Genomic DNA, 23,526 nt, shown 5'->3' on the forward strand with positions numbered 1-23,526 from the left:
AAGCCTTGCACCATAAGCGATTCTGCCAAATCTAAATTCTGCAATCCGAATTCTAAAATCTGTTGACTATGGCTTACACCTACGAGTTTCCCAGACCTGCTTTAACCGTCGATTGCGTTGTTTTCGGACTAGATGAGGAGAATTTACTCAAAATCTTGTTAATTCAGCGTAATTTAGCGCCATTTGAAAATCAGTGGGCTTTACCCGGTGGTTTCGTGCGGATTGAAGAATCTTTAGAAACCGCAGCGCGACGGGAATTAGTGGAAGAAACCGGGCTGGAAAATGTTTTTCTGGAACAACTGTACACCTTTGGATCGTGCGATCGCGATCCGCGCGATCGAGTGGTGACTGTGGCTTATTATGGTTTAGTAAATTTATGGGAATATCGCCTGAAAGCGGCAACAGATGCCCGTGACACCCGATGGTTTGCCGTTGCCGATTTACCGCCTTTAGCCTTCGATCACGAGGCGATCGTGCAACTAGCCCTCACTCGTTTAAAAGGTAAAGTTCGCTACGAACCAATCGGATTTGAACTCTTACCCGAAAAATTTACCTTAACTCAATTGCAGCGCCTTTACGAAACCATTTTAGAACAAGAACTCGACAAACGAAATTTTCGCAAAAAGATCCTCAAAATGAATCTCTTAATCCAACTCGACGAATATCAAACAGGAGTCTCCCACCGCGCGGCCAGACTCTATCGTTTCGACCCTGAAAAATATCGAAATTTGAAGAAAAAAGGCTTTAATTTCGAGATTTAATGGTCAATAGATCCAAGTTTTTTATAAAATTATGGAAAAACCTTGCATACAATCACTTTCAGAATGCTAAAATAGTATAGCAATCCTAAATAATTTGCAATCAAAGTAGGGAGCAAAATGCTCCCACTCCCACGCGGTTCCGGGGGATTGCCCTGACTTGACTTATTTAGGAATGCTATAACAGCTAATTGACTTAATCTTATGCTTCAGCGCTAGTTCAGCAGTCAATTACTCTTAAAAGTGATTGATGAATAGATGTAATAACCGTCGTTCAATAGTTAAGGTAAGTAGATCGCTCATGATTAAAAACAATAATCTTAATACGAATTTTGAAGATGAAGGAATAGATTTATATGACCAAATAGAAACGAACGATGAGGGAATTAATCAACCTTTCGATCCAACAAAAATTAGAGTTGATACTCGTAAAATAACCATCGATCTTGTACTCAAACGGATTGAATATAAAGAACTAGATTTAGCACCTGATTTTCAGCGTCAGGCTATCTGGACAAATGATGCAAAAAGTAGACTCGTTGAGTCTATTTTGATCCGTATTCCCTTACCTGCTTTTTATATCGATGCCACTGATGATGATAAATGGCTAGTTATTGACGGATTACAAAGGCTAACAGCACTTAAGCAATTTATCTTTGATAAAACCCTGAGATTAACTGGACTTCAGTACCTCACCGAACTTGAAAATAAAAAATATGATGAATTGCCGCGCAAATATCAACGTCGTATTGTTGAAACTGAATTAACTCTCTCTACTATTGAACCGGGAACGCCTCCAGCAGTTAAATACAATATTTTTCGTCGAATTAATACCGGGGGAATACCACTATCTCCCCAAGAGATCCGTCATGCCTTAAATCAAGGTAAAGCAACCAAACTGTTAGGACGTTTAGCTAAATCTGATGACTTCTTAAAAGCCACTAACTTCGATCGTTCAAAAAAACAGAAACGAATGTTAGACCAGGAATTCATATTAGGATTCTTGTCATACAAAATATATGGCTACACAAAATACAAAAGCTTTGACAGTCGAGATGATTTTTTTGTCCAAACCATGAATTCGATTAATAAAAAAATTTCTGATGAGCAACTAGAACAAGTCGAGCATGATTTTACCAAGGCCATGATAGCTGCCTATGAAATCTTTGGTGAAGATGCTTTTCGCAAACCAAAAACATCCAGACGTAATCCAGTTAATCAAGCATTGTTTGAGGCTTGGTCTGTGATTTTAAGTCAACTTAAAGATGCGGAATTAGAAAAGTTAAAACAAAAAAAAAATGATTTATTAAATAAATTTAGAAATTTAGTAAACTCCGATAGTGAATTTCTCGAATCAATTTCTCAAGCCACTAAAAAAGTAGAAATTCGATTTAGTCGTATTGAAAAATTAATCCAAGAGGTTTTGGCATGATTGAATTATTACGACTGCAAAATTTTAAATGCTTTGGAGATCGATCTCTAAATTTCAAAAACTTAACAATGTTGTCTGGATTGAATAGTAGTGGTAAGTCTTCTATTTTACAATCTTTACTCTTGCTACGCCAATCTTATCAACAAGACTTATTACCCGATACGGGTTTAGCCCTGAATGGTGATTTGGTTTGTATTGGAACAGCACAAGATGCTTTATTTGAAGGAGCCAACGAGGAGTCAATCGGTTTTGAGATCTCTTGGAAAAATAAAATTGAGGCTAAATGGCGCTTTAAGTACAATCAACAAGTAGATGTTTTAGAAATTAGTTTATCGTCAACAGAGCCAAAAGTTTATCAATCAAATCTTTTCGGGGATAACTTTCATTATCTTCAAGCAGAACGAATTGGTCCGCGTACTTATCTAGAAATATCAGATTTTCAAGTACGACAACACGGACAACTTGGTTCTCAAGGGCAATATACTCCTTATTTCCTATCCCTTTATAGAAAGAAAGAGATTGGACATGAAAAATTATGCCATCCTGCACAAAAATCTCTGACACTGATTAATCAAGTAGAAGCATGGATGGGAGAAATCAGTCCAGGAACACGAATTAGGATTAAAGATAGTTCTGATTTGGATTTGGTAAGTTTGCAATATTCTTACGGTATGAGTAATCCCTACCGAGCTACAAATGTCGGGTTTGGGATTAGCTACGCTTTACCGATTGTTGTCGCAATTTTAGCATCGGAACCAGATACTTTGATTTTGCTAGAAAACCCAGAAGCACATCTACATCCCAAAGGACAAGCCAAAATGGGAGAGTTGTTGGCACTCGCTGCTAGTTGTGGAATTCAGATCGTCGTAGAAACTCATAGCGATCATATTTTAAATGGCATTCGTTTAGCAGTTCATAGTAAAAAACTCGATCCTAATCACGTGCAATTACATTATTTTCAACGTGAAGAAATGCGAGGGGAATCGAACATCGAGGTGATATCGCCCCGCATAGATCGAAATGGACGCATCGATAACTGGCCTGATGGTTTCTTTGACGAGTGGGACAAAAGTTTGGAAGCTTTATTAGAACCCGTAGGAGAAGAATGAATGGATGTAGAAATGGATATAGAAATGGTGTTGAATGAACTTTCTCTCCAGACTCTTGCACCAGATATTCCCACAGCCAAACAATGGATGTCTAACTTTATTCAAACTTTGCGTAAAGCAACCAGTAGTGGTGTTAAGCGAGTTGTTCGTACTCAAGATGATATGAATGGCCTACAACTTGCTCCCGAATATCCTTTAGCAAAATGGCGCAACGATCCCACAGTAAATCGTGAAGAAAGAAGTTTTTTCCGATTGTTGACAACAAAAGCTCCTTTCTGGACTGACGTTGCTGAAGAAATCAAAAGTAAGTTTGATTTATCAGATGTTTTTTATCAAGGCAAACTAGCCCCAGGACTGGGTTTTGCATGGGTGAGTGATTCATTGGCTGTGAGTCTACTTTCGGAACAGATTTGGGATGAGTATTATTTAAGGTTAGAGATTACAAAACTGGATGAAGATAATGATTTAATCGAGGAACAGTTAGAAATTGTTCATGCTAGCCGAAGTCAGCATATTAAAACACATACTAATTGGATTCAGAATAGAATTCGAACCCGTGTAAAAGATGGTGTGGATCTTTGGCAGCGTCAAAATGAGTTATTTCCTCATTTAAAGTTTTGTCAGTCAGTAGGACCACAGATTTGCAATCTTCTTGCTGGTGATCCGATGTTAACACAGGTAAAGAAACGATTATTTGACCTTGAAGAAGCTTCTCAAAATTGGAAGGAAGCCGGATTTAATTTAGAAACTCTTTCTAGTAAAGCTACCCCAGAAAGTAATTCCAGACTCCAAAATTTTAAAAATAAACTTACAATTCAATGCCCCGATCGACAATCGCGTTTATTTAGTTTACACTTAAGAATGACTCCTGGTGCTTGGAGAATTTATTTTTTTCCGTTAACTCCTGGTAGTATTATCATTGGTTATGTTGGACATAAAATTTTATAGTTAATTTTCAAAAATACAAGAAAGTTCGGACAATTAAAACGATTTCTCAAAGGTTTTAAAAAAGCGATAATCTCTAGGAATCTTATCAAAGATTACAATCGAGATAGGTAGATGATAGATCTGGAGACGATCGCCAATCTGGTTAGTTCGCCAATCTGGTTAGTTCGCGAATTCAAACATCAATATACTCGCCGTCCGTCTCCGGGGAGCAAAGTTAAACTAGAGGGACGAATAAGCTGACCGACGGTGACTTCGAGATTGCCGTCCCAATCTTCTACGGACAGAACCTTATCGCCGGGACCTTGATAATCGAAATAACGGCATTTTTGCGAGGTGCGATTGAGTGTGGTTCCGACTCGATTCATCAAGGCTTCGCCGGACTCGATGCGACGGTAACTTTCTCCTGCAAAGCTTAATTCTGCGGGGGGTTCTCCGGTGATTTCGAGTTCGTCCGTGGGGTCTAATAAACTGACTTGAACGCGATCGTCTTCTTCCACCGCCAACCAACAAATTCGATCGCCCTCCTGTAATAAGTATTCAATCCAGTTGTAACCGTTATCGTCGTAGATTAATTTTCCTTCGACGACCCAATCGACTCCGACGTGCTCGACGATATCGCCAATTTGGAGGGTGAAGATCGTCCGTTCTAGAGGAGGTAACTCTTGGCGGCGATTGCTGGCGGGGAGTTGTTTTTGTCGGATGATGACGACGACGCCTATGGCGATCGCGACGATAATGATGAGCCAAATATATGTCAGCATTTTAAATCTTTAAGAATATTTTTTGAGGTAGATTTCCTATTTTGCAATGAGAATAACGACTGTTGCAAGGATTTTGTAAAATCTCTGGATTTTTAGTTGTAGCCTTCCCAGCGATTGTGATTTTGATATTGGACGATCGCCGGATGGGAGAGGCGATTGATGGCGACGTTATCGAATTGTAGATCTCCGGGAAGGTCGAATAAATCGGCTAACAGGGGTTCGGTTAAAAAACGGGTGGTCACGGGTAATTTTAACGTCTGCGGATCGATCGCCTCCCGACGGGCGAGGACGAAACCCCACGGACCGAAACTGGGGACGTGAACGGTATAAGGATGGGTGGAAAGCCCGACGGAATCGAGGGTGGCGGTGACGCACGCCATCACGCCGGGGGCGAAAAAGGAGCTCGATGCTTGAGTGACGAAGACGCCATCGGGGGCGAGACGGGGCAGAAGGCGGCGGTAAAAGCCGTCGGCGTAAAGTTTGGCGAGGATTTCGCTGTCGGGGTCGGGAAAATCGGCGATAATCGCGTCGAAGCTTTCGTCTAAGGCGGGGGCGCTGACGAAGGCATCGGCGATGCGAATTTCCAGTCTCGGATCGTCGAGGGCGCCTTGGTTGACGCGCTGGAGAAAGGGATGGCGCCGGGAGAGTTCGACGACTTCGCGATCGAGGTCGATGAGTAAGACGCGCTCGACTTGGGGCCATTTGAGGACTTCGCGAGCCGCCATTCCGTCTCCGGCGCCGAGGAGGAGAACCCGCCGGGGATGGGGGGTGGCGCTCATGGCGGGATGGACGAGGGCCTCGTGATAGCGATATTCGTCGAGGGTGGACAGTTGCAGGTCGCCGTCGAGAAACAGGCGCACGTCTTGGCGCCACCGGGTGAGGACGATGCGTTGGTAGGGCGATCGCACCCGGGCGACGATCGGGGCGTCGTAGAGGTTATTTTCGAGGGCGTTACTGGCGGGAATGGCGATCGGGGCGAAGGCGATTAACAGCAAGCCGACCAGTAAGCCCCACCAGCGCCACGATCGCAGTTTGGGGAAACTTCCGGCGAGTACGAAGATCGTCAAAGCGGGGAGGGCGCCGACGATCGCCGCCGAAGGAAATAAACCGAACAGGGGCAACAGCAAGACGGGAAAGGCGAGAGAACCGAGCAGGGCGCCTGCATAATCGAGGGCGAGGACTCCGGCGATCGCGTCTTTGACTCCTTCATCTTGTTCGAGAATCCGGGTCAGTAGGGGAATCTCGATGCCTGCGAGGAGACCGAGGAGCAAGGTCACCAGGCTCAATCCGAGCCACAACGGACCGTTAACGACAAAAAGGGCAAATAAGCCGAGGGGTAAGAAGGCACTCAGGGGGGCGATCGCCAATTCTACGCGCACGAAGGCCCCGAGGAGTTGGTATTGTTGCTCGGCGCGATCGCCTTCGGTGGCGATGAAGCGGCTCAGATACGACCCGATCCCCATCGCGGCGAGAAAACCGCCAACGGCGACCCCGTAGGCGAGGGCTTGATTGCCGACTAAATAGCTGGCGAGGGTTCCGAGGAGCAGTTCGACCGCCAAACCACAGGCGGAACAAATCGCCGTTGCCAATAATAATAAGTTGCGCTGCGATCGCGTTAAGGGGACGAAATTCGGCTCGACGCTGTCGCCGCGATCGGTGTCTGTCTCGGGATGAGTATCGCTCAATTTTGTCATTTGGTGGTGCGATGGTTTGGTGATTGCAGGGAAAATACTCAGGAAAGGATTAAATTTTGGCTCAGTTTCCCCCATCCCTTGACTGCATTTTTTTTTGTCTTTTCTGTCAAGGTCGCTCTATATTTTAAGCGCTAATCATCGAGCCATAAACCCGCGATCGCCGGAGGATGAGACGAAATTAGACAATTTACCCCCCGATCGATCGCCAAGCGATCGCCTCAATCTCTCCTCTCAATCCTCTTGCTATTAGCCAATTCCGTAAAAATACGGAAAGCAGCAACGGTATATTCACGCAAACTCGATTTCTATAAATCTGCGGTTGTCGCTTCGCGATCGCGGTGACTATGGTAGCGAATAGATGACTGGCTCTCAGTGCCAACCTTTTATCTTTTTCTCTACTAACATGGAAGCGACTTACACCCTTTACAATCCCAATATCACCGAACTGTTTTCCCAAGTTTATGCCGTTCGGAAAATCACCGGGCGCGATCGTCAATTCTTAAAATCTGCGATCTTACACCATCCCCTAACCCCCGAAGAAATGCACCTCATCGATCGCCTCGTTTATGCCGTTCGTCGGGGATGGTTGCAAATGATTGATTGACCGAAATTCACCGGAAATTCTGGCGATCGCTTTAATTTTTCTTCACTCGATTAAACACCGAATCTACTGGTTAGCTCGGCATCGCCGAAACCTTCCGAACCCTTCGGAATTCAAGATTTAGCCATGTTTTCCTTGCCCCCAGTTCTCGAACTCAATTGGGTTTAATCGCAACGATCGCGCGATGGCGCGGATCGCTCTCGACTGTTTCTTGATAGTTAAACCCCACCTCTTTTAACGCCCTTTCTACATCAAAGGTGTAGTAATCGTCACTCCACGGCTCGGTACTTTTCATCAGTACAAATAACGCTGGCGGTAAATTCTGGATAACCGCCGATTTAGGATTGTTATCGACGATCGCCAAACACCCTCCCGGTCGCAAAATTCGCAGTGCCTCTCGGAAGATTTCACGAGTGGCATCACGGGGAAGTTCGTGTAAAACAAATTGCAACGTGACCAGATCGAAAGAATCCCCAGCAAAGCCCGTTGCTTCCGCTTTAGAGTGAACCCAGCGCGCGATTTCGCCGTGGCGATCGCTCATTTGGGCGACGGCGAGCATGTAAGGGGATAAATCCAATCCCACCGTGCGCACCGCACTCGTTTGTCGTCGGCTAAAATAGCGATGCAAGTAAAGAGTTGAAAGGCCGACCGAACACCCTACATCTAACAGGTCGGATATCCGTTCGGGAAGATACTTTTCGACGATTTGATAAAAACTATGGCGTAATTTATCCTGCGCTTTTTCCCAGGTTAATTCTTCTTTCGGCCAAACTCTCAGCGCCATCGCTTTTGTCGCCGGTGACGCTTCAAATGCCGCTTGCCAACACAAATTTCCTTCGGGATAGGCGTGAAAGGGGACTTGATAGTAGTCGGGATAAATCAGATTGGGATTGTTGACGCGATCGAAAAAGCTTTTGACTTCTGAATTGTCCAGGGTTTGACATTCTTCGCGCCAGGGAACCCCTTTTTTTTCAGCCGTTTTAATTAAGACTTGTCGCGCCTGTCTCTTCATCAGACTGTAAATTGGTGGGGTTTTAATCAGGACGTTGACAAATTGAGAGAGGAGATCGTCTCCTGCCCAGTTGGGTTTGGTTTTTGCTTGCATCGCAGATTCTAGGGGTTTAACTCAAGTCGTTTGCGGAAAGAATCCTTAAAGATTATACGACTTTATTTGAAGATTAAAGCCCCGCAGATATTTTAAGATAGGTTAAGACAGGCGATCGCGATCGCCTTTACTTCCCACTTTATTGCTAAAAATTCTAGTTAGTAATGACGGTAAGCTGTTAGACATACAAACGGCATAGATAAAGTCAGTGATTTTCCTGAAATCACGATTGAAGAAGGATTGAAGAAGGTTTTCGTCGTGCGAGTCTCCTACCCGCTTCAGTTTTCCGGCGATCGAATTTCCATAAAAGAATACCGCCGGAAGGGTAGGAGAACTTCGGCGGGGAACTGAGTAAGACAGTTTTGAAATCGCTATACTAAAAGGCTCGCAATTTTATCGAGAGGGAGGCGAACCGTTATTTATCTTGTTCTTAAGATAACTTGCAACAGGTTGAGGGTCACTCTATCCAGAGATAGACTTTTAAAAAACTCAGAACCCAGAGGCGATCGCGGGCGCCGGGTGCATCGAGAGGGATGGGAATCGCTCATCGGCGACCTTCCCCGGGACAGGATCCCCCGCCCGATGGAGATTTTAGTCCCGTGAAAGCATCGGCTATCGATCGCCTCACCCATCTTGCAGCCCGGTTTAGGAATCTCGCAACGCCGCTAACACCGTCTCGTGAATCACCCCATTACTGACCACCACGCCCCGATTTTCCGTCATCTTAGAACCATCGGCAAAATTGAGGGGTTTGCCGTGCATATCCGTGACGCGACCGCCTGCTTCTTCGACCACGATCGCCCCCGCCGCATGATCCCAGATATTTTCGCGATAATTCGGCGATTTCGGCGACGGCAAGCGCATGTATAACGCCGCCTTCCCGGACGCCACGATGCCATATTTCGCTTGAGAATCGACGCGAACCGACTCCGCCGTAATCCCGACGGCCTGCGCCACCGCATTTTGACGGCCCTGGTCTCCATGACTGGCTTCGACACTTTCGACAAAGCGCAAATTTTCCACGTCGTCCGCTTTGACCACGCGAATCGTTTGGGCTTCGCCGCCGTGGAGGGACCTCCGCGTTGCGCCTTCGCCCCGTACCGCCACAAATAAAGTTCCCGGTTCGTCCCCCTCCTCGATCGCTAACGCCGGACAAGCCATTACGCCGAGTTTGACTTCCCCATTTTCCACCAACGCGATCGCGACCGCATACTGATCTTGCCGTAAAAAGCCCTTGGTACCGTCGATCGGGTCTAAGGTCCAGTAGCGCGAACCGACTTGACCGTTACCGCGATCGATCCATTCGGTCACTTGTTCCGAGGTCGCCTCCGGTAGAATAGTTCTCACATATTGCGTGATTTTCTCTAATTGTGCCGCCATTTCCGGATCCCGCAACGCCGTCGCGTCCTCTTCCCCGACGATCGCATCTTCGGGAAAAGCATCGCCAATCGCCTTACAAATGACCGCTTGAGACCCGTAATCTGCCACGGTGACGGGACTTTTATCGCTTTTTTCCATCGCTGGAGGAATGTCGCGCCGGACGTCTTGGCATAATTTGGCGGCGGCGATCGCCGCTTCGATGACAACTTGTTTCTCGCGTTCGTAAGACATGGGAGTGCAAAGGTAAAAAATAAACCGATAAAAAAGTAAGGGAATCTTTCTCCAAATTGGAGTTAATCTCCGGAGAAAAACACCCTTACCGACTGTAGACTGTTCGTTAAGCTCTGTCTAGATCGACGTTTGTAACCAGAAAACGATCGCGCCGACCCCGAGGGCGATCGCGCCACCCCCGAGGATAAACGACCAGAACCGATGGTAACTTTTCACCGTCGTTCCACTATCGCTTTCTAAGCGGATTAAATCCATCCAAGGCATCACCCCCCGGCGAAACCAACCGAGAGTTTTTAACTCCATTCCGATTAAACTTTTAACTTTTTTCATCCCGAATAAAAAGTTACCGATCGGGCCGAAGCGGGAAGCATAACGCAGGAATAACAAGCCCGTCGGATCTTGCAATTTCAAATCGGAACCGAAGCGATATCCCGCATCTCCCCGACCGATCAGTTCTCCCTGTAAATAGGCAGGTTGACCGCGCAAGGGACTGGCGTAAGGATCGGACATCAGGGTGAGAATATTGGTTTGAGGGGCGTTGTGAAAATTAGGGAACATCACCAAAGTTTTCGCCAGAATGCCAATTCCTATACCAATTAAGGGACAGGCGATCGGCAAAACTTCTAAGCCGGGCTTGAGGGTTGCGATACCGACAATCAAACCGCCCAAAAATCCGAGAATTGGGGCGAGATACAACAGCAAATCTAAGACAAAGTTGCCGTAAAGTTTGCTTTTACTTAAGTGGCGACCTTCGCCGACAATACGACCCATATCGAATTCGATCTCTAAGCCCAATTGTTCCGCATAGGTACTCAAAGCGCGCACTCGTTTTCCCGTTAAAGGATGAGTGGAATTGAGTTCCATCCACCACCCCCAAGGATTGAATAAATCCCATAAAAATACGCGCCCAATTTGGGCGGGGGCGGCAGAAATTCGGTAAGCGGTTCCCGTCGAGGGGGCGGCTTTATGGTCGTAAATGCCTAACGCCCGAGTTCCCTCCATTAAGCGGCTGGGTTCGGTAGCTTTTTGGGCTTCTTCTACTAAACCGTAAGCAATTTTTACTAAAGCCCGAGACAGGGCGTTCGGATTGCCCGTGGTTTCGGCGGCAAAGCGATCGGCAAAGTATTCGCGAGTGCGGGATAAATACAGCAGCAAATAGGTTCCGATAATGTAAAAAATGTAGGCAACTAAGCCGACCGTTCCCACGACATCTTTAACTTTTTCGCCGCCTTTATTGCCCATGCGAGTGGCAAAAACATAAATCAAATAGGTGATTTGAACTAAGGTTGAGGCGACAGTCATCACCGCAAAATCCCAATGGACGATGTGACCTAATTCGTGGGCGTATACTGCCGCAACTTCATCGTCATCGAGGTAGGTAAATAATCCTTCGCTAACGACCAATCGGGCACTATTGGGTAAAGAACCGTAAGTGAACGCGGTCGGATTTTGGTCGTCGATGATGCCGACACGCGGTGTTTTTAAGTTGTTTTCGCTACAAACACGCTGGAGAACTTCTAGGGTTTCCGGGCTTTTTGTTTCGAGTTCGGTTAAATCGATCCACCGGGTTTTGTAAAGCCATTTTTGGCTTAAATCCATAAACCAGGGGGCAATAAAAAAGGCAAGTACATTAAAAGCGATGGCGATCGCTACGGAAATTAACAGCCCCATGACGGGGTTTTCACTGTTAACAATAAAAACGAGGGCAAGACAGAGAACGAAGACCATGCCACCCATTAAGGTCATGGTGATTCCCGAGGCAAGCGCCAGGTTTCCTCCAATTCCTTTCATTGTTAAAGTGACCCCGGTCATTGCGGCCCGTCCGGCTTTTGGAAAAGAATGTGATTCGTCTGACACGATCGTTTTTTCTCCCAATTAGCGTATGGATACGGGCGATCGCGCCACGATTGGATAGAGGGGGGAAGGGTAAGAAACTCGCAATAATTCGCAATAAATTAAAAACTGTCTGTTATTCCAGTCGGAGCGATCGCCGTTGCTTCCGTGATAGCTTAAAATTTTTGAAATGGCTCAATTTTCTACAAATTTTTTACAATTTGAGCGTGAGTTTTTACTCAACGCAAGTGAAAACATCCCCGTCAACTCTCGTGTCAGCCCGAACGATCGGCTCAATTGGTGTAGTGAATTGATTGAGAGAGGTTTGGTTACGATATCGATTGCGATCGTCCGTCACGTCAGCTCAACTCTACTTTCAACGTCTCGGACTGAATCCGGACGCGACCCCCGACACCCTATTCCGGACTCGCCAAATAGCGGTAGCATGAAAAGAGCAAGTGTGATTAGAGAAATTATGAGTACGGTTGAACTCGCATCGATTCCTTTAGTTGAAATTGCGCGCAAAACCCGCGACGCTTCCCGAAAATTGGGGGTACTTTCCACAGAAGCCAAAAATCAAGCGATCGCGGCGATCGCCGAAGCCTTAGAATCGGCAGCATCGGAAATTGTGGCGGCGAATCAACAAGACTGTCAGGCGGCGGAAAAAATGGGGATTTCCAAACCCCTTTACAACCGTTTGAAAATGGACGAAACTAAATTGAAAGCGACGATCGCCGGAGTTCGCGATGTCGGAAAACTGCCCGATCCGGTCGGTCAAGTGCAAATTCATCGGGAATTAGATGAGGGCTTAATCCTCAAGCGGGTAACCTGTCCGTTGGGTGTTTTGGGGGTTATTTTTGAAGCTCGTCCGGAAGCTGCCATCCAGATTTCTTCCCTAGCGATTAAGTCGGGAAATGGCGTCATTCTTAAAGGAGGAAAAGAGGCGATCGCCTCGTGTATGGCGATTGTTAAAGCGATTCGGGCGGGATTGGCAAAAACTAAAATCGATCCCGATGTAGTTCAGTTACTGACGACGCGGGAAGAAACGATCGAATTGCTGAAATTAGATGAATATGTGGATTTAATTATTCCGAGAGGATCGAATAGTTTCGTCCGCTTCGTACAAGAAAATACGCGGATTCCGGTGTTGGGTCACGCCGATGGAGTTTGTCATTTATATGTTGACGAAGCGGCGGATTTAGAGAAAGCAGTGGCGATCGCGATCGATGCCAAAACTCAATATCCGGCAGCTTGTAACGCGATCGAAACTTTGCTGGTTCACCGGGCGATCGCCCCCCAATTTTTAACGGCAATGGCGCCGAAAATGGCGGAAAAAGGGGTCGAATTGCGTGGCGACGAAGCCACACGAGAAGCTTTACCGGAGGTCAAAGTAGCGACTGAATCGGATTGGTCTACGGAGTACAGCGATTTAATTTTATCGGTGAAAGTCGTCAACGATATGGACGCGGCGATCGCCCATATTACTACCTACGGTTCCAAGCATACGGAGGCGATCGTTACTGAAAATAATCATACTGCCGAAATCTTCCTTGCCCAAGTCGATGCTGCCGGAGTTTTTCATAACTGTTCTACTCGCTTTGCGGACGGTTTCCGCTACGGTTTTGGCGCCGAAGTTGGCATCAGTACCCAACAAATGCCCCCACGCGGTCCGGTCGGGTTAGAAGGGTTGATTACCTACAAATATAAAGTGGTCGGTTCGGGTCAAATTGCTGCCACTTATTCCGGTGTAAATGCAAAATCTTTTACCCATCGCGATTTATAAGGGCGATCGATTGGGAGGGACAGGGCATTATTATGTCCCTCCTATTAACTCATGAAACCATTAAAGTTTGCTAAAATTAAATGGTTCGATCGCTACTCTTTCAAGAGATTGGTGTTTCCGGTCGCAATTTTATTTTTTATTGGCTTTGGCGAATGGGCAACCATGCTTAATATACCAGGAAAAAGTTATCGCGGTGAATTACCCCCTCTAACCGCGTATGAAGCCGATTTAGCCCGTCTGTTGCGCCGAGATATCGAGACAATCTCTGGCGATATGAGAAAGATCGATTAAGATTTCGATTCTTTGGCTAAAATTTTAGAAACTTTCGCATATTCTAAGTCGTCAATTTTCCAATTTTCCTCCTCTTTGACTAAATTTAACAATAAAGGAATTTTTCGTCCGGTTTTTGTTTCGACCACGACTTCTAAATTATAAACTCCCTCTTCGGAGGTAGGGATAGTCATTTGAGTTCGTCGATATTGTGTTAATTTGTTATTGATTGCAAACTTAGTCAGTTGTTTTTTTGACATTTTGGCCTGAAAGCGATCGCTGGTCATTTCATACGCCCCATTGATATTGCCGTCTGAGATGGCAATAAAAAAGTTAGAAATGAGTTGTGGCATTCCTTTAGTTTTCAGAAAGATACTGACAGAAACGACAATCCAAACCAGTACGAGAACGCCAACAACTGCACCGATTCCAATACCGATATAACCGAGATAAGGTTGGATAATTTCCACAGGAATTTCTTGAATTTTATCAATTTAACAAAATCTATCTTATAAAAAGATCGCTCACTTCGCAATCATTTTTTAGGGGGATGCTGTCGTCCAGCAACCTATTGGCGATCGCTTCGACTTCCCCGAATGTCGTCAAACCAGATAATCTAAGAAAGGACAAATCTAGACTAATTGTTATTTCAAATATGGATTGCATCGAACTGACGGGAATTCGCTGTTACGGCTATACGGGATATCTCGACGAAGAACGAGTCCTCGGACAGTGGTTTGAGGTGGACGCGACCTTGTGGGTGGATTTAGCGGCGGCGGGGAACAGCGATCGCATCGAGGAGACCCTCGACTACCGCCAGACGATCGCCGCGATTCAAAAGCTGGTGGAAACCTCGAAATTTGCCCTGATCGAACGCTTGGCGGAGGCGATCGCGCAAAGTATCTTAGAATCGGAACGAGTTACCCGGGTAAAAGTGAGATTGAGCAAACCGAATGCGCCGATCCCGAATTTTAATGGGAAAATTAGCGTAACGATCGACCGAGAAAAGGCGATCGAGGGATAATAGATATCGTTCCAGAAACCATATTTCAAGAAGGGTCAAGAGGATAACGCTGTGTCTTATCGCATTTTAAGTATCGATGGCGGCGGAATTCGTGGCGTTTTAGCTGCCCAAATGTTGGTCAATATCCAACACCGTTTGCAACAACCGTTAAACGAATATTTCGATTTAATTTCCGGAACCTCTACCGGGTCGATGTTGGCGGCGGCGATCGCCTGTGGTTTGTCTTGTCAAGATATTGTCGAATTGTATCGAAAAAAGGCCAAAAATATCTTTCCCTATACTAGTCGCTGGTCTTTAAAACGTTTGCCTCTAATTTTAGAATACGGTCTGTCCGGCCCCAAATTTTCTGAAAAAGGGCTCGTCGATCTGCTCAAAAACTTATTTGGCAATACAACATTTTCCGATATTACCGATCCCAAACTATTAATTACCAGCTACGACACGATCGGTCGCCAGCCGATTATTTTTAAAAGTTGGCGCGATCGCTTTGACGATATTTGTTTGTGGGAAGCTTGTGTCTGTTCTACCGCAGCCCCAACCTTTTTCCCCGCCCATAAAATTATTATTGGGGGAGAAGTTCACTCCGCTATTGATGGCGGATTAGCTGCTAATAATCCCACCGCTTGTGCAGTAGCAGAAGCGATTCGCTTGGGGAATTCTCTCGCAGATTTACAAGTAATTTCCATCGGAACGGGATCGGCAACGCGGACAATTCGCTGGGAAGATGCCCGAACTTGGGGACCGTTGCAATGGATTTGGGACGGTCGCGTGGTTAAGGTCATGACCGATGCCCCGGCAGAAGTTTATCATTACATTACCGATTACGTAATTGGTGATACTTCCCGTTATTTAAGACTGCAATTTCCTCTCGATCGCCAGTTAACCGATAAGCGGTTAAGTGATGATATGGACGATGCCAGTGACGAGAATATTAACAATTTAATTGAAGCGGCGGAGGCATATTTAAGTATTCCCTTAGTTTCCCAGGCATTAGATGCCTGTTTGCGCGATCGCCCGGTTCCAAATCCTGAAATTTAACCGATTCTCAATCTGCTTAAAAACACGAAGCTTTTCTAGATTTTTAGATCGGTCGAAAAAAGCTGTAGGGCAGGCATCTTGCCTGCCATTACACTTAACCATTCATTTTTGAATGAGATGATGATAACGATTCGCAGATAAAGAAAGTCTTTCTGCCCCAGAATCCCCACACCAATAAATTTCCGCATCGATTTTTTCTGGAGGTGTCGGAAATCCAAATAACAGACGACGATCGCCTTGGGCGGAAAAGCCATTCGATTCGCGAACTTCTCGCAATTGATGGCTATTTTGGGTTTGTAAAATTACTTTTGTTCCCACTGCATCTCGGTTGCAACTGATGCCATTGCCTTCCAACTTTAACCCGATCCAAGGCTTAGAAATACTGTCATTGCGGTAAATTGAAATAGGGGCAAACTGATGGGTAACTAACGCATCTAAATCCCCATCGTTATCGAGATCGGATAAAGCAATCCCTCGGGAGTTCCCCGGTTCGTCCCAGCCGATATCGGGGGAAATATCGATAAATTTATCTCCTTCATTAAGATAAACCCGATTGTTTTCGTAGGGGAAAATACAACGTCCCTGTAAATCTGCCCAGCGATCCGCATATCCGTGAACGTCGGGATTTGTCAGGGCAATTTGGGCGTTCCAATACCAATAATCCGGACAGTGGCGATCGCCTTTCTCAAAGGTTGGGGCGGGAAATAATGCACCGGGTTTCGTCAACTCTCGATTTTCCGTGGGGCGATCGTAATTATCGTCCACCATTCCATTCGCTTGTAGCAAATCTAAACGTCCGTCTCGGTTTAAATCTCCTATCGCCCCACCCCAACCAAAACGGTTTTCATTGAGGGCATTTCGTCGCATCGCTTCGTCAGAAAAAGCGCGATCTCCGTCCGATTTGACCGTTCCCGCATTCATCCACAACAAACTTCCTTCCGCTTGCAATTTTTCGTGGACGTTAGAAACATAAATATCGGGATAACCGTTATTGTCCAGGTCGCCTAAAGATGCATTCATCCCTTTATACGTATCCCGTCCCATTTGTCCGACCAATCGACCGACGACCGGACGAAATTTTTTCCCTGTTTGATTTAAAAACATCTGGTCGGGACCGAAATCGTTAGCGAGATAAATATCCGTCCATCCGTCGCCGTCGAGGTCTCCCGTTCCAATATCTAAAGTCCAGCGATGACTGGAAAAACCCAGTTTGACGATATCTTGTTTTTCAAAACGGTTCCCACGATTGAGATAAAAGAGATTTTCACCACCGTTGTTGGCGTCATACCAACTGCGATGCATGAAATTAAACATCCGGCGATCGCCCGGATATTCGGCTTCCGGTAATTTAAAAATATTAAATTTTGTCGGTTTTTCGTAATCGGATAAGTACGGATTCATTGCATTTCCCACCAATAAATCGAGGTGACCGTCCCGGTTCATGTCGAAAGCATTGGCGGTCAAACTAATCGTGTATTCCTCAATTCCTACTCCTTCGCTAATGTCGCTAAAACCGATCTTTCCATCTTCGATAATTCGATTTTGCAATAATTTTGTTTTTCCATAACCGACTGTAATTAATAAGTCAGAATCGCGATCGTTATCCCAGTCAAACCATAACGCCCCGGCGGGTAGTCCGTCGCGAGTCGGATGGGTGACAAATTCATTTAAAATCGGTAAGGGAACTCGTTCAAACTGAAAGTTACCCCGGTTGCGATATAAAGCGGCGCGATCGCGATCGCTTTTTAAGGGATAAGTTAAGAAAATATCTTGCAAACCGTCATTATCGAAATCGGAAACAGCGACCGCATCGCCCACCGATAACATCCATTTAGCAACATTTTTGACTCGGGAATCGACGCGATCGAGCAAGTTACTCGGCTGACTAGAAATTCCTGCCGATTCTGCTGATATTTCGACGAATTTAAACTCGGGATTGACCGGGGATTTAGCGGTAATTATGTTTTGATAAAAGAGTAAACCTAAGCTGGCGATCGCGGCGATCGCACCCCATCGATAAAGAATAGTGAAGACTTTAACGATTGAGAATAAAGTGAAATTTCTTGTTTTTAAACTCGCTTTTAAATTCAGAATAAAAGATTTTACATGCAATCCAATAAACCGCACCGCAAAATAAGCAAAGCCCGCAAAAAAGAACGTGGATAAAGTTTCAAACTTATGCAATATCAAATCAACGACAACAATAAAGAAAGCCATCCCAATTTGTCCCCGCATACTTTGAGGAGAAGTTTTAGGATCGGTAATCATGAAAAAGGTGAATAAGTAAAATGCAGGAGAACTCAACGCCCCCATAAACAAGGTTTCTGGCGGTAAATGCCACTGCATCAAAAAGGCGCGAATACACAGTTGCAGGGTATAAAAAATAAGAAATGAAATAATTAAAGCGGTTCGTTTAATTTTAAAAACAAAGGCAATTAAAGCCGCCGTAATAATAAATGCGATCGTGGCGACAGATCCGCCCCATTGATATGCGGGCGCCGCACTAATGGCACCATTTGTCAAGAGCAAGCTGAGAGTAATTCCGAATAATGCCGGATTGAAAACGTGGCGACCTTGGAAGGTGATTAAATATTTAGAAGAAATCGCAAAAAATACGGGAACGAAGGGCAACCATAACCCATGACCGAAATTTGTTAAAATACTCAAAGAACAGCCCGTAATTGCCCCACTTAAGGGGAATAAGATTTCTCGCTTGCGAAATAACCAATGATAAGTAATATCGAGGCAACAAGCCGAACTAATAATCAGTAAAATTTGGGCGGGCGATCGATTAAAACCTAAAACAGTAATGCCTAAAATAATATAACTGGCTAAAATTGCTAAAACTCCCCAACGGGGATCGGACATGGAAGGAAGGCGATCGCGCCACGGCCAAAATTGAGAAGATTTTAAGGTAGATTCCATAAAATAAATTGGGTCAATTGGGTTACAGTTTCGCCGATTGTACTCTAGTTTTTTAAAACCAGAGGTTTTTTCTAAAAAGATTTAAGGGTTGGAGGAACGACGGCGATCGAGATCGATACAAAGCTGCCGACTTTCTCAGCAGTAATGACCCATTCGGTGGATCTATACTATTTCCTAGATGGATCGATTTCATTGACGATCCCCCCAACTCCCCTTAATAAGAGGGGAGTCCAGTCAAGTCCCCCTTTTTAAGGGGGGATTTAAAGGGATCCGAGTTTTATTTCATTGTCTTGAAAAGGCTATATCTTTCATCTAAAATTTAATCTTTTCTTTTGAACCGCGATCGCCGTAAAGATTGCATTAATTTAAGGCGATAGGGATCGGCATCTTTGCGCCAGTAGAGGCGGTTTCCGCGCAGTTCGGCACAATGTTCGACAAGGTGGCGCTGCCAGTCTCGGCGAGTGCGAATCGCTTTAAAATCGTCCAATAAGCCCCAACTTTCCTCCTGTTGGGTTAATTTGGCAAATTTTTCGTAATTTGGGTATTCTGGGGTAACGCAAGCGTCTTTCCGATGCAAAATGGGTGGGTTATCCTCTGTATCGTAGTCGCGATAAATGACGCGCAGGTCTCGCAAGTCGATTTGCATACTCGTCTGTAAAGCAGGATGGGGGTCGCGATCGAAGTCGGGATAAAATAAGTAAGAGATTTTGTGTGTTTTTAAGTGAAATTTAATCAAGGTCGCACCGTCCATGCTGCCGATAATACGACTGACGACAGCTTCGTATAGGCGTAGCAAGGGGTCGAGGTGATGGAGGGCGCTACTGTGAACGCACAAGGCATCCGGGAGTTTGAGACCGAGGTCGCTTTCCCGACAGCAATCGGCGATTAAGCCGATATCGCGCAGGCTGAACGTGAGAAGATGGGCGATCGCGCAGGCTTGACGATAACTCCCGAACAGTCCTTTAATGTCGTTGCGCGTTTGGTTTGAAAACTGGCTGAATTTCGGCAAATTTGCTAATTGGGGCGCCAGGTAAATCAGTAGATCGTGGCGTCGGGTTTCTTGAATAGCGTCCCATTCTTCACGATCGGTGGCTTGAACGACGACCTCGAAGGCGCGGCGGTAGTTGCGAAACTCTGCCAGGATTGCAGCTTCTTGAGTCAGTTCGCCTTTGACGGGGAGGCGACCGCGATCGCTCACAAATTTCATTAAGGGAGTGAGGAGATCTTCGTAATCTTCAAAGCGTTTACTGGGAATTCTCACGCGTGGCGTGTTCGTCCGCGATCGAAATCGAGATGCTTTGAAGCTTTCGGCGCGATCGCGATCGCGAAAGGCGAAGTAAATCCCCAGACCGACGGGAATCGCTTCTATCTCTAGGGTTTGTTCGATATAGGTTTTCAGTTCTTCTTGTTCGTAATACTTCTGAAATGTGTTGCGTTTTGTAATGATACCATCGCCGTAAGCGACTAAACTATATTGGCGATCGTATACTGAAACTTGGGCGGCAACGATTAACAGTCCTCGGGTCAGTTCCCAGGCGTGGCGCAAGGCGTCGCGGCGTTCGTCGATCGCCTCAATCACGTTAATCACGTAGCCGAGATTGACAATATCCGCAGGTGAGATGGGGTTGTCGGGAAAGTAATAAGGGTCCCATCCGGCGCTGCTGTAGCCGCGATCGCCGATCCGGGTGACGTCGCCACCGTAGCCACAACCGTAATCAAAAAAGGTGGTTCCTTCCTCGAACAACTCCGCTTCCAGGGCGAGGCGAACCGGACGTGAGAGATCGGAACGCGCGATCGCCGCCCGATGGCGTTCGATTTTGGGAAGGGCGATCGCCCCCGTTTCCAAGTCGCGTAGGGGAACGACTTCGTAATTACAAATCTCCACTCGGCGATCGCTCAAACACTTCTGCCAACCTTCGATCGTACCGATCGCGCGTCCCTTGTCCAGCAGTCCCCAGCGTTCCTCCTGGCGGGTCAGATGGGCGAAGCGTTCGTAGTTGGGGTAGTCGGGGGTGACGAAGGTTTCTTTCCGGTGGAGGATCGGCGGATTGTCTACCTTTGTATAGTCTCGATAACTCAGGCGGCGATCGCGACAGTCGAGTTGCAAGCTGGCGCGTAAAATGGGATGTTCTTCGCGATCGAAGTCGGGGTAAAATAAATAGGAAATTTTGGGTTTGTCGAGATTAAATTTGACCAAAGTCGCGCCGTCGATCGCACCAAATTCCACGCGGGCGATCGCTTCGTAAACGCGCAAAATAGGGTCGAGGCGATCGATCGCACTGTGATGGATATAAAAAGCACCGGGTAATTTTTTGCCGAACCGACTTTGTTCGCAATAATTTAGTAAAACACCGTCAGAAGTCGCACGATCGCCTAATCCTTTAGCGAAGTTTTCAGCTTTTTCAACTGTCCCGAAAAAAGCCTTGAGATCGTTTTCTATTTCTGGAGGAAAATCGTAAATTTTTTGACCCAATTTTTCTAAACTATGGCGACAGCATAAATAAATTAATAGGTCTTGCCGTCGTTGGTAAGCGAGATTATCCCAACGGGGACGATCGCCAGTGCGGGCGATCGCTTCGTAGGCGAGATCGAGATTGCCAAAGCGATCGCAAATCGATGCTTCTGCACTCAATTCTCCCAGAAAAGGGAGCCGTCCACGATCGCCGAAAAAGCTAATTAATGGGTCGAGAATTACCCGATCTTCGGCGGACCATTGGGCTGAAAGTACGGGAACGTTCACCGAGGCGCGTAATTGCTGTAGCCGAAAGCGTTCGGCGTCGAAAGAATCGCAAAAACTGATAAAAATTCCCGGGGCTACGGCAATGGGTGTGAGGTCGATCTGTTGTTCCAAGTAGGATTGTAATTGGAGGTGAGACCAGTAAGAATTATCGTTTAACCGGGGTTGAGTAAAAGGCGTCCCGTCTCCATGAAGACCGCCGTAAACGATCGCCCCGTCGCCGTTGTTTTCGATCGCGATCGGGTTGCTAAAAATAGCGGCAACTCGGGCACGATTCCATCTGGCGATCGCATCCCCTTGATTTTCGCGAGCTTTTGTAAAATTATCGATCCAAACAATATCTACCTTTTCTAGCTCTCCGAGGTCGTTCGCTTTTTTGAAAGTCGTTTTTTCGTTAATAATGCCCGTTTTAATTGCGATTTGAATCGGACGAAAACGCCGATCTCCGTCGATCTCGAACCCTGTCGAAGCAGAATCAAACATTGTTTTTAAAGTATAAATTAAATCCCTCAAAGAAAACCCGATCGCATGGCGATCGATGGTTCCATTTTAAGATGAAACTGGATCGAGATCGGTAACGACGATCGCACGATCGCGGAGAATACTCGCCCGCGATCGCCATAAAAACGCGGGAGGTTTCCGGCGGAACTCTCCGAGGTAAACGAAATTTTAAGTTAAGAAAATCGCTTTTTTAGAAGCATTTTAGAAAAAGTTTCCGGTCGTTGAAGTGCGGGGACAATCCGCTTAATTTTCGACGTTCAAAAAAAATCTGCTTCCCCTCAGTGATTTTCCGTATTTGTAAAGTTTATCGTGTAGATTGATAACATGAGGGTAATCTAGGGGCGATCGCGCGATCGAACGGTTGCGTTCATTAAAGGGTGGATCGAAAGGCAACAAAACTCTCGGAATTCGCGAACAAAAGCCAGGTTGGAGGCGGCATCAATGGTTAGAAATCAGGCGAGGGTTCGTGCCGATCGCGCCATCACTGTCACCCGAGTGGAAACGATTCTCAAGCGTTGGTTGCAGGAACGTCCTCAAGTAGGTGGCGGGTTGATTGTCTGCGCGATTTCGGGATTTTCATTGTTGTTATGGGGTTTTGCAGACTATTGGGCGAAAATACAACATTCTAACCAGGCGATCGCCGATTCAGGCCAGCTTATTGCTCAAATTGCCCAACTCGACCTCGATCGGGACTGGCAAACCCTCCAGCAAGCCCGCGATCGCCTGTTGGCCGCACGTTGGCGCTTGCAAGAGATTCCGGACATTCCCGGTACCCGATCGGCTGCCGTTGACAGCACATTAGAAGCACTAGAGCAACAGTTAAAGGGGCTGGATGCCCGCGTCCCCGGTGACGATCTCGGAGTCCAGTTGTCCCAAGCACTTTCCCTCAGTTGGGTGACAGCCACTGGGTGGCGCCAGCAGCCATCGGCGAACGGGGCAATCGTCACCCAATGGGTCGAGGCGATCGCGTCGGCGGCGACTTCCGCCTCGGGCGATCGGACCGATGCCTTTATCTGTACCCGAGGGCCGCGTTTAAAAATTTTCGCCCGTCCCGGTAGGCAGTTAATCGCTTTATTTCCCAGTGGAACCCCCGTCAAGCGTCGCGGAAGGGCGCGCGGATCCTGGCAGGCGATCGAGGGCGAGGGACTGCGCGGTTGGGCGTGGCGAACGAACGTGCGCGATCGCTGTTGACCCTCCCCAGCTTCCCGGACTTTTCGAGCGAAAATCGACAAATCAATTGAATCAAATGCATGAATCGAACGGCATTGAAAAATCAATTGCTTTTGGTCACTTCTTTACTGTTGTCAAATAGAAAAGCACGGGCTAGAATCGGCAAGAATGCAATTTTAAAGTAGGCACGACGAATGATGATTGGGGTAATGATTGAAGATTAGGT

The 23,526-nt window shown here is 46.4% G+C and carries 18 protein-coding genes; 10 read left to right on the forward strand and 8 right to left on the reverse strand.

Annotated features, from left to right (window positions below; genetic code table 11):
* The first annotated feature begins 68 nt into the window (after positions 1 to 68).
* The 4 genes from HCG48_RS05730 (at position 69) to HCG48_RS05745 (ending at position 4,247) form a co-directional block, all read left to right on the forward strand.
* On the forward strand, positions 69 to 761 hold the full coding sequence (locus HCG48_RS05730) for an NUDIX hydrolase (RefSeq protein ID WP_168568290.1): 693 nt from the start codon (positions 69 to 71) through the stop codon (positions 759 to 761).
* A gap of 298 nt (positions 762 to 1,059) precedes the next feature.
* The gene (locus tag HCG48_RS05735) at positions 1,060 to 2,190 is read left to right on the forward strand and encodes a DUF262 domain-containing protein (RefSeq protein ID WP_168568291.1); all 1,131 of its coding nucleotides are present in this window, start codon (positions 1,060 to 1,062) and stop codon (positions 2,188 to 2,190) included.
* Positions 2,187 to 3,299 (forward strand): AAA family ATPase, encoded by a 1,113-nt coding sequence (locus HCG48_RS05740; RefSeq protein ID WP_168568292.1) that lies wholly within the window; start codon positions 2,187 to 2,189, stop codon positions 3,297 to 3,299. The genes HCG48_RS05735 and HCG48_RS05740 overlap by 4 nt, the downstream gene beginning before the upstream one ends.
* On the forward strand, positions 3,300 to 4,247 hold the full coding sequence (locus HCG48_RS05745; RefSeq protein WP_246259932.1) for a hypothetical protein: 948 nt from the start codon (positions 3,300 to 3,302) through the stop codon (positions 4,245 to 4,247).
* Positions 4,248 to 4,426: 179 nt separating this feature from the next.
* Here HCG48_RS05745 and HCG48_RS05750 read toward each other — a convergent pair whose 3' ends face one another.
* Positions 4,427 to 5,008, reverse strand: a complete 582-nt coding sequence (locus tag HCG48_RS05750; RefSeq protein WP_210437183.1) for a DUF4178 domain-containing protein — start codon at positions 5,006 to 5,008, stop codon at positions 4,427 to 4,429.
* Positions 5,009 to 5,100: 92 nt separating this feature from the next.
* Positions 5,101 to 6,702, reverse strand: coding sequence for a polyamine aminopropyltransferase (locus HCG48_RS05755; protein WP_168568293.1), 1,602 nt, complete (start codon positions 6,700 to 6,702; stop codon positions 5,101 to 5,103).
* A 358-nt stretch (positions 6,703 to 7,060) separates the two neighbouring features.
* Between HCG48_RS05755 and HCG48_RS05760 the strand changes: the two genes are divergently transcribed.
* Positions 7,061 to 7,306, forward strand: coding sequence for a hypothetical protein (locus HCG48_RS05760; protein WP_246259934.1), 246 nt, complete (start codon positions 7,061 to 7,063; stop codon positions 7,304 to 7,306).
* A 151-nt stretch (positions 7,307 to 7,457) separates the two neighbouring features.
* Here the strand turns inward: HCG48_RS05760 and HCG48_RS05765 are convergent, their stop codons facing one another.
* From HCG48_RS05765 to HCG48_RS05775, 3 genes are all read right to left on the reverse strand, one after another.
* Positions 7,458 to 8,408 carry a class I SAM-dependent methyltransferase gene (locus HCG48_RS05765; RefSeq protein WP_168568294.1) on the reverse strand — a complete coding sequence of 317 codons (951 nt, stop codon included), beginning with the start codon at positions 8,406 to 8,408 and terminating at the stop codon, positions 7,458 to 7,460.
* A gap of 645 nt (positions 8,409 to 9,053) precedes the next feature.
* Positions 9,054 to 10,019: a 3'(2'),5'-bisphosphate nucleotidase gene (locus HCG48_RS05770; RefSeq protein ID WP_168568295.1), complete on the reverse strand. Its 966-nt coding sequence runs from the start codon at positions 10,017 to 10,019 to the stop codon at positions 9,054 to 9,056.
* Positions 10,020 to 10,136: 117 nt separating this feature from the next.
* Positions 10,137 to 11,876, reverse strand: coding sequence for a zinc metalloprotease HtpX (locus tag HCG48_RS05775; protein ID WP_246259935.1), 1,740 nt, complete (start codon positions 11,874 to 11,876; stop codon positions 10,137 to 10,139).
* 451 nt (positions 11,877 to 12,327) lie between these two features.
* Between HCG48_RS05775 and HCG48_RS05780 the strand changes: the two genes are divergently transcribed.
* Together HCG48_RS05780 and HCG48_RS05785 are read left to right on the forward strand one after the other, a co-directional pair.
* Positions 12,328 to 13,635, forward strand: coding sequence for a glutamate-5-semialdehyde dehydrogenase (locus tag HCG48_RS05780; protein ID WP_168571769.1), 1,308 nt, complete (start codon positions 12,328 to 12,330; stop codon positions 13,633 to 13,635).
* Between the two features lie 51 nt (positions 13,636 to 13,686).
* Positions 13,687 to 13,926: a hypothetical protein gene (locus tag HCG48_RS05785; protein WP_168568296.1), complete on the forward strand. Its 240-nt coding sequence runs from the start codon at positions 13,687 to 13,689 to the stop codon at positions 13,924 to 13,926.
* Here the strand turns inward: HCG48_RS05785 and HCG48_RS05790 are convergent.
* Complete coding sequence (locus HCG48_RS05790; RefSeq protein ID WP_168568297.1) at positions 13,923 to 14,375, reverse strand: DUF4864 domain-containing protein; 453 nt, start codon at positions 14,373 to 14,375, stop codon at positions 13,923 to 13,925. The two genes, HCG48_RS05785 and HCG48_RS05790, sit on opposite strands and share 4 nt — an antisense overlap.
* Before the next feature lie 185 nt (positions 14,376 to 14,560).
* On the opposite strand from HCG48_RS05790, the gene folB reads away from it, so the two are divergent.
* The gene (folB, locus tag HCG48_RS05795) at positions 14,561 to 14,929 is read left to right on the forward strand and encodes a dihydroneopterin aldolase (protein ID WP_168568298.1); all 369 of its coding nucleotides are present in this window, start codon (positions 14,561 to 14,563) and stop codon (positions 14,927 to 14,929) included.
* A 51-nt stretch (positions 14,930 to 14,980) separates the two neighbouring features.
* Entirely contained in the window at positions 14,981 to 15,967 is a 987-nt protein-coding gene (locus HCG48_RS05800; RefSeq protein WP_168568299.1) for a patatin-like phospholipase family protein, read from the forward strand.
* 102 nt (positions 15,968 to 16,069) lie between these two features.
* Here the strand turns inward: HCG48_RS05800 and HCG48_RS05805 are convergent, their stop codons facing one another.
* Both HCG48_RS05805 and HCG48_RS05810 read right to left on the reverse strand, forming a co-directional pair.
* A complete protein-coding gene (locus tag HCG48_RS05805) occupies positions 16,070 to 18,892 on the reverse strand; it encodes an FG-GAP-like repeat-containing protein (protein WP_168568300.1) in 2,823 nt (940 codons plus the stop codon).
* A 319-nt stretch (positions 18,893 to 19,211) separates the two neighbouring features.
* Positions 19,212 to 22,112 (reverse strand): DNA phosphorothioation-associated putative methyltransferase, encoded by a 2,901-nt coding sequence (locus HCG48_RS05810; protein WP_168568301.1) that lies wholly within the window; start codon positions 22,110 to 22,112, stop codon positions 19,212 to 19,214.
* Positions 22,113 to 22,571: 459 nt separating this feature from the next.
* Between HCG48_RS05810 and HCG48_RS05815 the strand changes: the two genes are divergently transcribed.
* A complete protein-coding gene (locus HCG48_RS05815) occupies positions 22,572 to 23,321 on the forward strand; it encodes a hypothetical protein (RefSeq protein WP_168568302.1) in 750 nt (249 codons plus the stop codon).
* Positions 23,322 to 23,526 lie beyond the last annotated feature (205 nt).

Source organism: Oxynema aestuarii AP17 (assembly GCF_012295525.1).
Lineage (GTDB): Bacteria > Cyanobacteriota > Cyanobacteriia > Cyanobacteriales > Laspinemataceae > Oxynema > Oxynema aestuarii.